Source organism: Streptomyces sp. CB03238 (assembly GCF_002099185.1).
GTDB lineage: Bacteria > Actinomycetota > Actinomycetes > Streptomycetales > Streptomycetaceae > Streptomyces.
In genome coordinates, this window is the sequence record NZ_NBCN01000012.1 from 105,693 (window position 1) to 119,819 (window position 14,127).

At 72.9% G+C, this 14,127-nt stretch carries 15 protein-coding genes; 8 read left to right on the forward strand and 7 right to left on the reverse strand.

The window, feature by feature from the left end; translation table 11 throughout:
* Window positions 1-52: 52 nt before the first annotated feature.
* The 5 genes from BKD26_RS23290 to BKD26_RS23310 all read left to right on the forward strand — a co-directional run bounded on the left by BKD26_RS23290 (window position 53) and on the right by BKD26_RS23310 (window position 4,939).
* Window positions 53-988, forward strand: coding sequence for a hypothetical protein (locus tag BKD26_RS23290; protein WP_084901462.1), 936 nt, complete (start codon window positions 53-55; stop codon window positions 986-988).
* Window positions 989-993: 5 nt separating this feature from the next.
* On the forward strand, window positions 994-2,235 hold the full coding sequence (locus BKD26_RS23295; RefSeq protein ID WP_241518796.1) for a histidine kinase: 1,242 nt from the start codon (window positions 994-996) through the stop codon (window positions 2,233-2,235).
* The gene (locus tag BKD26_RS23300; RefSeq protein ID WP_084901464.1) at window positions 2,232-2,897 is read left to right on the forward strand and encodes a response regulator transcription factor; all 666 of its coding nucleotides are present in this window, start codon (window positions 2,232-2,234) and stop codon (window positions 2,895-2,897) included. The genes BKD26_RS23295 and BKD26_RS23300 overlap by 4 nt, the downstream gene beginning before the upstream one ends.
* A 64-nt stretch (window positions 2,898-2,961) precedes the next feature.
* On the forward strand, window positions 2,962-4,410 hold the full coding sequence (locus BKD26_RS23305; protein ID WP_084901467.1) for a penicillin-binding protein 2: 1,449 nt from the start codon (window positions 2,962-2,964) through the stop codon (window positions 4,408-4,410).
* A gap of 70 nt (window positions 4,411-4,480) precedes the next feature.
* Window positions 4,481-4,939, forward strand: coding sequence for a hypothetical protein (locus tag BKD26_RS23310; RefSeq protein WP_084901469.1), 459 nt, complete (start codon window positions 4,481-4,483; stop codon window positions 4,937-4,939).
* Here the strand turns inward: BKD26_RS23310 and BKD26_RS23315 are convergent.
* The gene (locus BKD26_RS23315; protein ID WP_084901472.1) at window positions 4,925-6,346 is read right to left on the reverse strand and encodes an NCS2 family permease; all 1,422 of its coding nucleotides are present in this window, start codon (window positions 6,344-6,346) and stop codon (window positions 4,925-4,927) included. The two genes, BKD26_RS23310 and BKD26_RS23315, sit on opposite strands and share 15 nt — an antisense overlap.
* Before the next feature lie 157 nt (window positions 6,347-6,503).
* Between BKD26_RS23315 and BKD26_RS23320 the strand changes: the two genes are divergently transcribed.
* Entirely contained in the window at window positions 6,504-7,532 is a 1,029-nt protein-coding gene (locus tag BKD26_RS23320) for a LacI family DNA-binding transcriptional regulator (protein WP_084901474.1), read from the forward strand.
* Here BKD26_RS23320 and BKD26_RS23325 read toward each other — a convergent pair.
* Together BKD26_RS23325 and BKD26_RS23330 are read right to left on the reverse strand one after the other, a co-directional pair.
* The gene (locus BKD26_RS23325) at window positions 7,492-7,974 is read right to left on the reverse strand and encodes a hypothetical protein (RefSeq protein WP_084901477.1); all 483 of its coding nucleotides are present in this window, start codon (window positions 7,972-7,974) and stop codon (window positions 7,492-7,494) included. The genes BKD26_RS23320 and BKD26_RS23325 overlap by 41 nt on opposite strands.
* 113 nt (window positions 7,975-8,087) lie before the next feature.
* The gene (locus tag BKD26_RS23330) at window positions 8,088-8,804 is read right to left on the reverse strand and encodes a hypothetical protein (protein WP_084901480.1); all 717 of its coding nucleotides are present in this window, start codon (window positions 8,802-8,804) and stop codon (window positions 8,088-8,090) included.
* Between the two features lie 271 nt (window positions 8,805-9,075).
* On the opposite strand from BKD26_RS23330, the gene BKD26_RS23335 reads away from it, so the two are divergent.
* Both BKD26_RS23335 and BKD26_RS23340 read left to right on the forward strand, forming a co-directional pair.
* Entirely contained in the window at window positions 9,076-10,212 is a 1,137-nt protein-coding gene (locus BKD26_RS23335; protein ID WP_084901482.1) for a cellulose binding domain-containing protein, read from the forward strand.
* A 244-nt stretch (window positions 10,213-10,456) separates the two neighbouring features.
* Window positions 10,457-11,302, forward strand: a complete 846-nt coding sequence (locus tag BKD26_RS23340) for a TIM barrel protein (RefSeq protein WP_179166656.1) — start codon at window positions 10,457-10,459, stop codon at window positions 11,300-11,302.
* Here BKD26_RS23340 and BKD26_RS23345 read toward each other — a convergent pair.
* From BKD26_RS23345 to BKD26_RS23360, 4 genes are read right to left on the reverse strand one after another with little or no spacing between them, the layout of a single operon-like run.
* Complete coding sequence (locus BKD26_RS23345; RefSeq protein WP_084901487.1) at window positions 11,290-12,153, reverse strand: SDR family oxidoreductase; 864 nt, start codon at window positions 12,151-12,153, stop codon at window positions 11,290-11,292. The two genes, BKD26_RS23340 and BKD26_RS23345, sit on opposite strands and share 13 nt — an antisense overlap.
* Window positions 12,153-12,434 (reverse strand): hypothetical protein, encoded by a 282-nt coding sequence (locus BKD26_RS23350; RefSeq protein ID WP_084901490.1) that lies wholly within the window; start codon window positions 12,432-12,434, stop codon window positions 12,153-12,155. The genes BKD26_RS23345 and BKD26_RS23350 overlap by 1 nt, the downstream gene beginning before the upstream one ends.
* A gap of 22 nt (window positions 12,435-12,456) precedes the next feature.
* The gene (locus tag BKD26_RS23355) at window positions 12,457-12,981 is read right to left on the reverse strand and encodes a hypothetical protein (protein ID WP_084901493.1); all 525 of its coding nucleotides are present in this window, start codon (window positions 12,979-12,981) and stop codon (window positions 12,457-12,459) included.
* Complete coding sequence (locus BKD26_RS23360) at window positions 12,978-14,093, reverse strand: hypothetical protein (protein ID WP_084901495.1); 1,116 nt, start codon at window positions 14,091-14,093, stop codon at window positions 12,978-12,980. Before BKD26_RS23360 ends, BKD26_RS23355 begins: the two co-directional genes overlap by 4 nt.
* Between the last annotated feature and the right edge of the window lie 34 nt (window positions 14,094-14,127).

Sequence of the window (14,127 nt, forward strand, 5' to 3'; positions counted from 1 at the left end):
TTCGCCGCCAGGAAGGAGGCGGGGGTCCCGCCCCGGGCGGGAGCGTAGGGGCATGACAACGACCTCGCCCACCAGGGCCCGCCGGGTGCTGCGCGCCCTCGCCATCGCCTCGTGCGTCCCGTACGTCTCGCTCAAGATCGCCTGGCTGTCCGGCAGCCGCGTCGGCATCCCCGACGGCAGCGCACTGCTGGACAACCCGGGCATCATGGCCGCGCTCAACCTGGCGACGGTGCTGATGGACGCGGCCGTGGTCGTCCTGGCGCTGCTGTTCACCCAGCGCTGGGGGCTCCGGGTCAGGGCGTGGCTGCTGGCCTTCCCGATGTGGGTGGCGACCGGACTGCTCGGGCCGATCATGGTCGGTTTCCCGCTCCAGCTGCTGACCGCGCGGGACACGGCTCCCCGGGAACCCTTCCTCGACGAGTGGGTCTTCTCCGTCGTCTACGGCGGTTTCATCGTCCAGGGCCTCACCCTCGGCACCCTGTTCGCGCTGTACGCACGGGACCGCTGGAGCCGGGTGTGGCGTGGCAGCGTGCGGGAGTTGTCCCCCACGCTGTTCCGGCCCGTCGACCGGGTGACGGCCGTGGCCGCGTCGGCGCTCCTGCTGGTGCCGTCCGCGTTGCATCTGCTGTGGATCTCCGGCTCGCCGCATGGGCTGTCGGCGGGGCGGATCGCGGAACGCTCGGGCGACTTCTCCGTCCTGGAGGGCGTACGTCTGCTCTTCGCGGCCGTCGCCGTGGCAGGTGTGCTGATGCTGGTGTTCCGTCTGGGGCGGGCGTTGCCCGTGAAGGTGCCGCTGGCGCTCGCCTGGATCGGTACGGGCGGGGTGGGGTGCTGGGGCGGCTGGCTGCTGCTCTCGGTACTGGTGCCGCAGACCGATCCCGCCAACGAGCCGACAGCACTGATGACCCTGGCCTACGCTGGCGAGATGATCACGGGGGTGTTGCTGGCCTGCTGCGTGGCCGCCTTCCTGCGGCGGCGAGGCGCGTGAAGACGCTGGGTACGGCGCTGCTCGGGCGGCGCGCACGGCTGCGGTGGGTGCATCTGATCCTGGGCGGCGCGCTGTTGATGCCGTACTGGCTGCTGGGCACGCTGGTCGTCTCGCCCTTCGTGGACGGGGCCGGGATGTTCTCCGCCTCCCCGGTGGTGCAGTTCGGGGCGTACGGCGTGGCCCTGCCGCTCGCCGCCGTGACGGCGCTGTTCCCGCTCGCCCGGCCCATGTCGGTGGCGGCGGCACGGACGCTGTGCGGGGTTCCGGCGGAGCGGTTCGCGGACGGGCCCGCGAGGTCGCGGGCGGCGCGGGCGCGCACGGCCGGGTGGTTCACGTTGCATGTGGGGATGGGCGGGCTGGTCAGCGGGGCGTCGCTGGCGCTGCCGCCGTTCGCGGTCACCCTGATGGTGGTGCCCTTCTCCGCGACGCTGCGGGAGTCGGCGGTCGCCGAGTTCTGGTCGCTGGACCAGCGGTGGCTGGTGTACGGAGGGGTGCCGGCGGGGCTCGCGATGCTGGTCGCGCTCGCGGCGGCGGCCGCCGGGGCCGGGGCGCTGCTGGCCCGGCAGGCGCCGCTGCTGCTGGGCCCGACGCCCGCGGACCGGCTGGCGGCGGCCGAGCGGCGCGCCGCCGAACTGGCCGTACGCAACCGGCTCGCCCGGGAGCTGCACGACTCGGTGGGGCACGCCCTGAGCGCCGTCACGCTCCAGGCGGGCGCGGCGCGCAAGGTGCTCGACAGCGATCCCGGCTTCGTACGGGAGGCGCTGGCGGGCATCGAGGAGACGACGCGCCGCACGGTCGGTGAACTGGACGCCGTGCTGGGCCTGTTGCGGCAGGGCGAGGACGACGGGGAGCTGCCGGGGCGGCCGGGCCTGGAGGCTCTGGACGCGCTGCTGGCCGCGACCGGCCGGCACGTGTCGCTGACCGTCGAGGGCGGCGGCGTGGCGGGCGTACCGGAGCCGGTGTCCCGCGAGGCGTACCGGATCGTGCAGGAGGGGCTGACCAACGCGGCCCGGCACGCGGCGGGCGAGCCGGTGTCGGTGACCGTCGTGCGGTACGAGGACGAGTTGGAGATCACCATGGAGAACCCCCTGCCCGCCCGGCCCCCGGTGGCCCGCCCGGGCGGCGGCCTGGGCCTGCGGGGCGTCGGCGAACGGGCGCGGCTGCTGGGCGGCACCGCCGGGGCCCGCCCGGTGGACGGCGTGTGGCGGCTGACGGCCCGCCTGCCGCTGGGGGAGGCCGCCCGATGATCCGGATCGTCCTGGCGGACGACGAGCGGATGGTGCGTACCGCGCTGCGCGTCATCCTGGACGCGGAGCCCGACCTGGAGGTGGCCGGCGAGGCGTCCACCGGGGCGGAGGCGGTGTCCGTGGTGCGTGAGGTGAGGCCGGACGTCGTCCTGATGGACGTACGGATGCCGGAGGTCGACGGGATCCGCGCCACCGAGCGGATCCTCGCCTCACTGCCCGAGCCGCGCCCCCGGATCGTGGTGGTGACGACCTTTGAGAACGACAGCTATGTGTACGACGCGCTGCGCGCCGGGGCGGCCGGGTTCCTGCTGAAGCGGGCAGCGGTGGAGGACCTGGTGGGCGCGGTCCGGCTGGTCGCGCGCAGCGACTCGCTGCTGTACCCGGCTGCGCTGCGGGGCCTGGCGGCCGCGTACGCGCGCCGCCGCCCGGCGCCCGCCCCGCCGTGGGTGGCGCGGCTGACCGAGCGGGAGGCGGAGGTGCTGCGGCTGATGGCGACGGGCCTGACGAACGCGGAGATCGCCCGGCGCATGGGGGTCGGCCCGGCGACGGCGAAGACCCATGTGGCGGCGGTGCTGGCGAAGACGGGGGCGCGGGACCGTACGCAGGCGGTGATCGCGGCGTACGAGTCCGGCTTCATCGCGCCGGCCGCTCCCGCCGGATGAACGTTTCCTGAGAAACACGGCATCCCGGAACCCGCCCGTCCCGGCCGTTCGTCCTGTGTACGGGATGAACAAGACGATCAGAAGAGCCGCCGTCTTCTCCCTGCTGCTGGTGCTCGCCCTGCTGGTCCGGGCGACCTGGGTGCAGGCGTACGAAGCCAAGGCGCTCGCGGACGACAAGCACAACCGGCGGAACGTCATCGCGCAGTACGCCCATCCGCTCGGGGACATCATCGTGGCCGGTTCGCCGGTCACCGGCTCGAAGGAGACCAGGAGCGGGGACCTCCACTACAAGCGCACCTACAAGGAGGGCGAGCTGTACGCGGCCGTGACCGGTTACAGCTCGCAGGCGTACGGGTCGAACCAGCTGGAGGGCATCTACTCCTCGGTGCTGGACGGGACGGATCCCCGGCTGAAGAACCCGCTCGACGCGCTCACCGGCAAACAGACCGAGCCGGGTGATGTGCTCACGACGATCGACCCGACGGTGCAGAAGGCCGGGTTCGAGGCGCTGGGCGACACCAAGGGCGCGGCCGTCGCGATCGACCCGAAGACCGGGCGCATCCTGGGCATGGTCAGCACCCCGTCGTACGACCCGTCGGCGATCGCCGGGTCGGCGGACGGCGACGCCTGGCGGAAGCTGACCACCGACGAGGACAAGCCGCTGGTGAACCGGGCGATCCGGCAGCCGGTGGCGCCCGGCTCGACGTTCAAGCTGGTCGTCGCGGCGGCGGCGCTGGAGAACGGGCTGTACGGGTCGGTCGACGAGCCGACGAGGAGTGAGAACCCGTACCGGCTGCCGGGCACCGTCACGGACCTGGAGAACGAGAACCCCTCGGCCCCGTGCGAGAACGCCTCGATCCGCGTCGCGCTCCAGTACTCCTGCAACAACGTCTTCGGGAAGATGGCCGTCGACCTGGGCAAGGACAAGGTCAGGGCGATGGCGGAGAAGTTCGGCTTCAACGACGAGAAGCAGGACGTGCCGGTGCGCGCCTACCCGAGCGTCTACCCCTCCGAGATGGACAAGGCGCAGACGGCGCTGTCGGGCATCGGCCAGTTCGATGTGACGGCCACGCCGCTCCAGATGGCGATGGTGTCGTCCGCCATCGCCAACGACGGGATGCTGGCGGCGCCGCACATGGTGTCCAAGGTCGTGGACGCGGACGGCGACACCCTGGACTCGCTGGAGGACGGGGAGGCGCGGCGGATCGTCTCCTCCTCCACCGCCGAGCAGCTGCGCAGCGCGATGGTCACGGTCGTCGAGGACGGCACCGGCTCCAACGCCAAGGTCGACGGCGCGGAGGTGGGCGGCAAGACGGGCACGGCGCAGCGCGGTGTGGAGAACAGCGAGAAGCCATACGCCTGGTTCACCTCGTACGCCAAGGACGCCAAGACCGGCAAGGAGGTCGCGGTCGCGGTGCTGATCGAGGACTCCAACGCCCAGCGGGCGGAGGTCAGCGGCAACGGGCTGGCGGCGCCGGTGGCGCAGAAGATGATGGCGGCGGCGCTGAAGTAGCCCCCGGCGGGCGGCTGTTGGCGGCCGCACGGTATGCAGGTCCCCACCCCTGTGCATAGGAGGACCCGCCGTGCGACCGCTGCCTTGTCCCCGTTCCCTGTCCGGCTGGACCATGGCGGTCTTCGGGCTGCTCGCCACCGCGCTGGGCGCTGTGGGCCTGGCCTCCCCCGACGCGCTGCTGACGGTGATGGGCTTCGCACCCATACCGCACGCCCGGCGCGCGGAGGGGGACCACACCCTGGTGTTCCTGACCGCCTCGTCGATGGCGGCGGTCAATATGGGCGTCTACTACCTGCTGGCGGCGCTCGCCGACTGGAAGGCCTTCTTCCGCTGGACGGTCCTCTTCCGCCTCCTCACCTGCGCGGTGTTCACCCTCGCCGTCGTCACCGGCCGCGCCCCGGCCGGGTTCCTGGGCGTGGGCCTGTGGGAGGGCCTGGGCGCGGTGGCGACGGGCGCGGCCCTGCGGTACGAGCGGAACGCGTCCCCGCGCGCCGAGCGCCGGCACACCGAACGCCTACGCGCCGAGTAGCCGCTCGATCGGGTCGATCGCGAAGTACACCGCGAACAGCGCCGCCGCGCCCCACAGCAGCGGGTGCACCTCGCGGGCCTTGCCCAGGACCGTCTTGATGACGACGTACGCGAGGAACCCGGCGCCGATGCCGTTGGTGATCGAGTACGTGAACGGCATGACCGCGACCGTCAGGAACGCGGGGATGGCGATCTCGTACCGCTCCCAGTCGATGTGCCGCACCTGGGCCATCAGCAGGAAGCCGACCGCGACCAGCGCGGGGGCGGCGGCCTGGGCGGGAACGACGGTGGCGAGCGGGGTGAGGAAGAGCGCCACGGCGAACAGGCCACCGGTGACGAGCGAGGCGAAGCCGGTGCGGGCGCCTTCGCCGACGCCGGCCGCCGATTCGATGTACGAGGTGTTGGAGGACGAGGAGGCCGCGCCGCCCGCGACCGCCGCCGCGCCGTCGATGAGCAGGATCCGGCCGATGTTCGGGACCCTGCCCTTCTCGTCGAGGAGGCCCGCCTCGCTGGAGACGCCGACGACCGTGCCCATGGTGTCGAAGAAGTCACTCAGCAGGAGGGTGAACACCAGCAGCACCAGGGTGACGGCCCCGACCTGCTCGAACGCGCCGAAGAGGCTGAAGGAGCCGACGAGGCCGAAGTCCGGGGCGGCGACGACGTCGTCGGGGAGGGTGGGGACGGTCAGGCCCCAGGAGAGCGGCTGGATGTCGGCGAGTTCGTTGATGACGATCGCGACGACCGTCATCGTGACGATGGAGATGAGGATCGCGCCGCGCATCCTGCGCGCCATGAGCGCGATGGTGAGCAGGACGCCGAGGCAGAAGACCAGAACCGGCCAGCCGGCGAGCTGTCCGGTGGCGCCGAGCTGGACGGGGACGGTGCCGGTGTCGCCGGGGATGCGGGTGACGAAACCGGCGTCGATGAAGCCGATGAACGCGATGAACAGGCCGATGCCGACGCTGATGGCCTGCTTGAGCTGCTGAGGGATGGCGTTCATGACGGCCTCGCGCAGCCCGGTGACGACCAGGACGCAGATGAGGATGCCTTCGAGGACGACCAGGCCCATCGCGTCGGCCCAGCTCATCAGCGGCGCGAGCTGGAAGGCGACGACGGCGTTGAGGCCCAGTCCGGCGGCGAGGGCGAGCGGGAGGTTGCCGCCCAGTCCCATGACCGCGGTCATCACCGCCGCCACCAGGGCGGTGACGGTGACGAGCTGGGGCCCCGACAGCTGCGTACCGAACCTGTCCTCGACGCCGCCCAGGATGATCGGGTTGAGGACGAGGATGTACGCCATGGTGAAGAAGGTGGCGAACCCGCCGCGGACCTCGCGTGCGAAGCTCGATCCGCGTGCGCTGATGCGGAAGTAGCGGTCGACGGCGTGTGCCGCGGCCTGTGCTGCCGGCATGGGACTCCTCGTCGGACGGGGTGGGGGGATCGGCGGGTGGGTGGACCGATTGTGGCCGGGGAGCGGGCGGTTCCAGGTTTACGGCGTGTAACACATGTGATCAACGGGTGGGGCGTGGCCGTGTCCGGTGATTCGATGGAGCCTTGGAGGTCACGGGATGGTCGGACGAGGACGGGTGGGCCCGCCCACGCTGGAGGAGGTCGCCGCGCTCGCGGGCGTGGGGCGGGGCACGGTGTCGCGGGTCGTCAACAACGCGCCGGGGGTGAAGGAGGCGACACGGCTGCTGGTCCAGCGGGCGATCGCCGAGCTCGGCTACGTACCGAACCGGGCCGCCCGGGCCCTGGCGGGCAGCCGGGCCGACGCGGTGGCGCTGGTGATCCCGGAGAGCGCGCGGCGGTTCTTCGCCGAACCGTTCTTCTCCGACATCGTCCACGGGGTCGGCGCGGGCCTCGCCGACACCGAGATGCAGCTGCTGCTGACGCTGGTGCGCACCGACAAGGAGCGGCAGCGGTTCGTGCAGTACGCGCGGGCGGGCCGGGTGGACGGGGTGCTGCTGGTGTCGGTGCACGACAGCGAACCGCTGCCGGACCTGCTGGCGGAGCTGGAGGTGCCGACGGTGCTCAGCGGGCGGCGCCGCAGCGACGAGCCGGTGTCGTACGTCGACTCGGACAACGTCGGCGGGGCGCGGGCGGCGGTGCGGCACTTGGTGGGGACGGGGCGGCGCGCCATCGCGACGATCGCGGGTCCGCTCGACATGTACGGGGCGCAGTGCCGGCTGCGCGGGTACCGGGAGGAGATACGGGAGGCGTTCGGGGTGGTGGACCCGGCGTTGACCGCACAGGGCGACTTCACGGAGGAGAGCGGGCGCCGGGCGACGCGGGAGCTGCTGGCGCGGTGCCCCCGGCTGGACGCGATCTTCGCGGCGTCGGACGTGATGGCGGCGGGCGCGCTGCACGTGCTGCGGGCGGCGGGGCGGCGGGTGCCGGAGGACGTGGCCGTGGTGGGGTTCGACGACTCGCCGATCGCCCAGCACACGGACCCTCAGCTGACGACGGTGCGCCAGCCGGTGGAGGAGATGGGCCGGGCGATGGCACAGGTGCTGCTGGAGGCCATCCAGGAGGGCGGCGCGGCCTCCTGGCGGCACGTCATCCTGCGGACGGAGCTGGTGGAGCGGGCGTCGACGTGAGGCCGCACCGCTGAGCCGGGGGCGTCGCGACGTGCCACCGTCCGTCCTCGTACACCATGCGCAGGGTGCCGGAGGCTCCGCCGCCCTGCCAGTCGACGTCGACCGTGCGGTCGTTCACGAGGACGGCGCGGACCGTCTGGAGGGGCACGGCGAGCAGCGGGTGGCAGGCCTGGCTGCCGCGTACGTAGGTGGCGCGCGGCACCCGCTGCTTGGCGTCGCGGGTCCAGCCGTCCCAGGCGCCGGACCAGTCGCCGCCGGAGAGCAGGCCGAGGTGGTTCTGGGCGGCGGACCTGGCGGCCTCGGAGGCGGTGGCACCTCCGCCTCTGCCTCCGTCGGCGCCGGTGGCCGCGGGGGTGCCGTCCTGGGCGCGGCTGACGAACGCCATGGCGAGGAGGGCGACGAGCACCGTGACGAGCAGCGGCAGGCGGGCGTTTCGGCGCATGAGGCCTTCCGGGCTTGCGGGCTTGCGGGCTTGCGGGCTTGCGCGGATGCGGGCCGCGTGGCCGGGGGGCAGGCACCCGGCCACGCGGCCCTGAGGAGATGGTCGGGAGACCGTCAGTTGGCGTAGCGGGTGGTGCCGTACTTCTTCACCAGGTCGGTGTTGGAGGAGACGGTCAGGTCCGCGGTGAAGCGGACCGAGTCGCGGGTGGTCTCCAGGCTCACGGCGCCCTGGTTCGGGCCGCCGAGCTTGTAGACCCAGGTGTGGCCGGGGTCGATGCCGCGCTGGGGCAGCGCCACGTCGTGGAAGCCGAGGCGGGCGATGTAGTACGACGTGCCGTCGCCGCGCTTCACCTCGACGAAGTCCTGCTGCGGGTGCCCGAACGGCTGCGAGGCGCCGTAGTGGTGCTGGTCGGAGCCGGACGGGGCGAGGAAGACCAGGACGCCGCAGTCCAGGTGGACGGGCTTGCTGGAGCGGTTGGTGAAGACCAGCTCGCGCAGCCCGTAGCCGGTGGTGCTGTCGGCGCGGACGCTGACGGACAGCGGGACGTTGGAGGTGAAGGACCTGGTCAGCGGCTCGTCGAGGATGGGGTTGCGGCCGGAGAGCGGGTAGCTGGGGCTGGTGTGGCAGCGCTCCAGCGGCGTGGTGTACTGCGAGGCCCCGCCGGTCGGGAGCGCTTGCGTGAAGGTCTCGGGGCCGCCGTTGACGGCCGTGGTCTGGCCGGCGGCGGCGGTGGCCGGGCGGGAGACGCCCAGCTGGACGGCGATCGCGGCGACGACGAGTGCGAGCGCGGCTAAGGCGGCCAGGGCTGAACGTGCGGTGGGTCGGCGCATCGGGGGTTCCCTCCTGGGGGATGAAGGCGGCACGGCGGAGGAGATCGGCGTTCTCCGCCGCCGCGCCACCGGGGTGAGGGCGGCAGGTTTTGGGAGCGCTCCCGCCCTCGTCCACCACTGTGCTGACGTGATGGGCTCACGTCAATGCACGCGTCCGATCTCTTGTCACCCACCCCTGCGGCTCCTACAGTCCCACTACGGACGCAGGAAATGGGAGCGCTCCCAAATTGGACCCCCTCATACCGCTCATCCGGAAGGGACCCGCACCCGTATGAAGAGCTTCCTCCGCCGCGCCCGCTCCCTGCGCACCGCCGCGACAGCGGCCCTGCTGACGCTGGGCTCACTGACCGCCCTCGTGACGGCGACCGCCCCGGCGCAGGCCGACACGCTGATCTGCGACCAGTTCGGCTCCACGACCATCCAGGGCCGTTACGTCGTCCAGAACAACCGCTGGGGCACCAGCGCGACGCAGTGCGTCAACGCGACCGCCACCGGCTTCGAGCTCACCCGCGCCGACGGCTCCGTCCCGACGAACGGGGCGCCCAAGTCGTACCCCTCCGTCTACAACGGCTGTCACTACACGAACTGCTCCCCCGGCACCAACCTCCCGATGCGGGTCGACGCCATCAGCAGCGCGCCGTCCAGCATCTCGTACGGGTACGTCAACAACGCCGTCTACAACGCCTCGTACGACATCTGGCTGGACCCGACGCCCCGCACCGACGGCGTGAACCGCACCGAGATCATGATCTGGTTCAACCGGGTCGGCCCGATCCAGCCCATCGGCTCACCCACCGGTACCGCCACGGTGGGCGGCCGGTCCTGGGAGGTATGGACCGGCAGCAACGGCGCCAACGACGTCATCTCCTTCGTGGCGCCCTCCGCCATCAGCGGCTGGAACTTCGACGTGATGGACTTCGTCGACCAGGCCGTGGCCCGGGGCCTCGCGCAGCCGTCCTGGTACGTCACCAGCGTGCAGGCGGGCTTCGAGCCGTGGCAGAACGGCGCCGGGCTGCGCGTGAACTCCTTCTCCTCCACCGTCAACGCCGGCGGTACCGGCCCCGGTGACCCGGGCGGCCCCGGCACCCCCGCCGCCTGCCGGGTCACCTACGCCACGAACGTCTGGCCGGGCGGCTTCACCGCCGACGTGACCGTGGCCAACACCGGCTCCGCCCCCGTCAACGGCTGGCGGGTCGCCTTCACCCTCCCCTCCGGCCAGAGCGTCACCAACGCCTGGAACGCCACGCTCACCCCCTCCTCCGGCGCGATGACCGCCACGAACACCCCGTCCAACGCCCAGATCCCGCCGAACGGCACCCAGTCGTTCGGCTTCCAGGGCACCTACACGGGCACCTTCGCCAGGCCCGCGCAGTTCAGCCTCAACGGAACGGCGTGCGCGGTGGCGTAGCCGGCTTCGGCCGCCCTCGCCGATGATCGCCCCACTGGCGAGGGCGTCTCTCACGTCCCCGACCGGCACCTGAACAGTTCGTTCGCAACAGTTCGGCTCAGTGGCCGCCTTCGCGCCGCGGCGACGGGTGACGGGTGACGGGGCACGGATGTGCGCGGATGTGCTCCGAAGGCGCCGGATGCCCCCTCCCACACTAGACTGCGAGCCACTATCTGACGGACCATCAGATCAGGAAGGGGGCGGGATGGAGCTCTGCTGCAACATGTTCGGCTTCTCGCCGTTCATACGGTCGGCGTTCGTACGGTCGGCAGGTCCCGGCGCGGCGGGCGGCGAGGCCGTGGATCCGGGGGAACTGTTCGACGCGGTACGGGCCGCCGGGTTCACCGGGGTGGGACTGGATCTGTTCACCGTGGACGCGTGGGCTGGTCGCGGGCGCACTCTGGCCGGTGTCGCCCGGGACCTGGCGGCGGCCGGGCTGCGCTGCTCCGAGATGCTGGGATTCGTCGTGTCCGACGACGCGGAGGGCACGTACGAGGGTGCGCGGCGGGTCGCCGAGGCCGTCGCGGCGTTCGGCGCCCCGTACGCGCTCGGCATGGTCACCGCGCCGCCGGGACCGCGCACGGCCGACCTTTTCGCGCGCTGCGCCGAGGTCGTCGCGGACGCGGACGGAACGGCGGCGGTGGAGTTCCTGCCGTTCACGCCCCTCGCCACGATCGCCGACGCCCGCGCGCTGGTCCGGCACGCCGGCGCGGGACGGGCCGGGGTGCTCGTCGACACCTGGCACTTCTTCCAGGGGCCGGACAGCTGGGACGAACTCTCCGCGCTGCCCGCCGAGGAGCTCGCGTACGTCCAGTTCAACGACCATCCGCAACTGCTCGGAGCCGACGCCGACCTGTATCACGAGTGCATGACACGGCGCGTGATGCCCGGGGACGGGGTGTTCCCGCTCGATGCCTTCCGGGACGCGCTCACCGCGAAAGGCTACGCGGGGCTGGTGAGCGTGGAGGTCAACTCCGCGGAACTCGCGGCACTGGGCCCGGACGAGTTCGCCCGCCGGGCGTGGGCGGCCGCCCGCCGTTACTGGTCCTGAACGCGGCTCGCCGTGCCCTCCGCGGGCAGGGGCAGCTCCGGCCGGTTCCGGGACAGGAAGGCGCCGTTGTCCGCGAGGAGGAACTGGCCGGTGGTGTGTGCCGCCAGGTCGGATGCCAGAAGCAGGACGAGACCGGCCAAGTCGCCCGGCGCGGAGAGAGCGCCGAGGGGGATGGAGCGCAGCAGCGCCCGCCGGTAGTCCACGGGCAGCCCGGCCTCGACGTCGCGGGTGAGCGTCGTCCCGGGGGCGACGGCGTTGACGCGGATGCCGTGCGGCGCCAGTTCCACGGCGAGCGTCTGCGTCAGATGGTTCACGGCGGCCTTGGCGGCGCCGTACACGGCCATGCCGGGCGCGGGCCGGGTGGCCTCACCCGAGCTGACGTTGATGATCACGCCACCACCACCGCCACCGCCACCGTCCGCCCGGTCCTGGCACGCGATGATGGCCCGCGCCTCGGCCTGACAGGAGTACACCGTCGCGTACAGATTGTTCGCCACCACGTCCGCGGTCGCTCCGGGCGTCCAGGCCACGAACGGACGCGGGCGGTGCCCGGCCAGCATGCCCACGTTGTTGACGGCGATGTCCAGGCGCCCCAGCTCGCGCACAGCCTCCTCGACCGCCGCCTCGACCTGCCGCGCCTCGGTGACGTCCGCGGTGACGGCGATGGCGCGGTGACCGGCGTCCACGAGGTCCTGGGCCGTCTCCCGCGCGGCGTGCGCCACGACGTCCACGACGGCCACGGCGGCGCCCGCCTCCGCCAGCACCCGCGCCACGGCCCGGCCGATGCCGGCGCCGCCGCCCGTGACCAGGGCGCAGCGCCCCTGGAGGCCCAACGGCGCCGAGCCGGCCATCAGGCGTCCACCGGGGCGGTGCCGGGGAGCACGAACTCCACGTTCCACGGCGCGCCGGGAATCGCCGCGCTCAGCCGCTCGCGCGCCAGGCGGCACAGGAGTTCCTCGGGGACGAGGCACTCCGCACAGGCTCCCTCCCCAGCGGCGATGGTGAGGACGAGCCGGCGCGCGGCCGCTTCGAGACGGGTGACTTCCAAGCGGTACCCGTCCGCCGCGAGCGTCCGGGCCAGTGGGTCCAAGGCAGCGGCCACGCCCTCGCCACCGGGTCCGGGGTGCGTCATGGCGGTTCCCCTCTCGCGTCGGTCAGCTCTCGGTCCACAGGCGGAGCGCCTGCTCCGCGCCCGCCTCCGCCATCGCGACCAGCTCGCTGTCCGGCGAGCCGCCGAGCGGGCCGCGGACGGTCATGACCCGGGCCCCGGCCAGCCCGTGCAGCGCGCAGACGTCACGGGCGAGGTCCGCGAAGGCGCGGGTGGCGAGCAGGACCGTCGGCAGGCCCAGCCGTTCCAGCTCCACGGTGTCGTGCACGCTCCACGCGGTGCACGAGCCGCAGTCGGCGGAGCCGGTCAGCACGACGTCGGCCGCGCCGCGCAGCCGCTCGGCCACGTCCGGCTCCATGGGGAGGGCCGCGCTGGTCTTCACGGCCTCCACCGCGAGCGAGGCTCCGGCGCGTTCGGCGATCAGCCGGGCGATGGTCGCCATGACGAAGCCGGCGTGCGGCTTGCCGTTGTCCAGTACGGCGATGCGGCGACCGGTGAGCACGCCGGGCCCGGGCGCCAGTTCCGCGGGCCGGACACCGACGCGCCCGGCGGGCGACAGGATCTCGATCAACGGCACTCCTCGTACGGAAGGGCGACGGGGACGGTCACGCTGCGGGTCAGACCCCAACTCGGCACGACGAGCGAGTGCTTGCCCGGTCCGCCCGCCACGAGCAGCCGGATGTTCTGCGGGCTGTCCGTCAGGGGCTGGAGGTCCTCGTCGCGCAGCGCTCGCAGCCACGGAGACCACAGGGCGCTGCCGAAATGCGCCCGCAGCTCCCCGGCCGGCCGGCGGCACTTCTCGTACAGGTACGCCTGCACGTCCTGCCGCGACCATCCGGCGGCGGCGACGGTCGCCGCGTGCTCGGGACCGAGGACGACGAAGAACTCGGCGCTGGAGACCACGGCGTTGTTGGCACCCAGCGTGGCCATGACGCTGGCGGCCTTGTCCAGCAGGGGCACCGGGCTGCCGCGGGTCTCCATGTCGTGCAGGTTGTGCGGGTTCTCCGCGCCCGCCACCGTGACGGCGCTCGACGCGTCCACGCCGACGGTGTGCGGATAGGCGGGCCATGGGCCGGCGGCGGCGTTCTCCGCCAGGCAGTACGTGTACTTCGACGGCTGCCCGTGCGTGGCGGCGTCCCCGGAACCGGCCGTTCCACCTGCGATGTGCAGCAGCACGAGCCGCATGGCGCGGCCGAGCGTGGCGTTGGCCCGGTTGCCCGGTCCGAGCGTCCCGGCGCCCGCGTTGAAGCCGCAGCGGTGCACGGCCTCGCCGTGCACGATGACCAGAACGGACACGGGGTGGGTGGTGGAGTTGACGCCCCGCAGGTTGAACTGCGGCGCGGTGATGCCCCGCACGGCCGCGACGAGCAGCGGCATCAGGTCCGGTGTGCAGCCGGCCAGCACCGCGTTGACGGCCAGCAGCCGGGGGGTGGCCTCACCCAGCCGCGGAGGCAGGACCCCGATCACCTCGTCCGGGTCCAGGCCGGGGCCGCACGCGGCCAGCATCGCCTCGACGCGCGCGGGCGTGGGGGCGACGACCGGCAGCCCGTCGCCCCAACCGCGGTCGGCGAGAAGCGCGTACAGGGACTCGGGCGACTCGCCCGCCACGCGCAGCAGCTCGCCGGAGCCGGACTCCCCCGCGCCGGCAGCCGGACCGCTTCCGTTCCCGACGACGTGACTCATGCCACTCCCTCCCACCCGAGCGACCGCGGCCGAC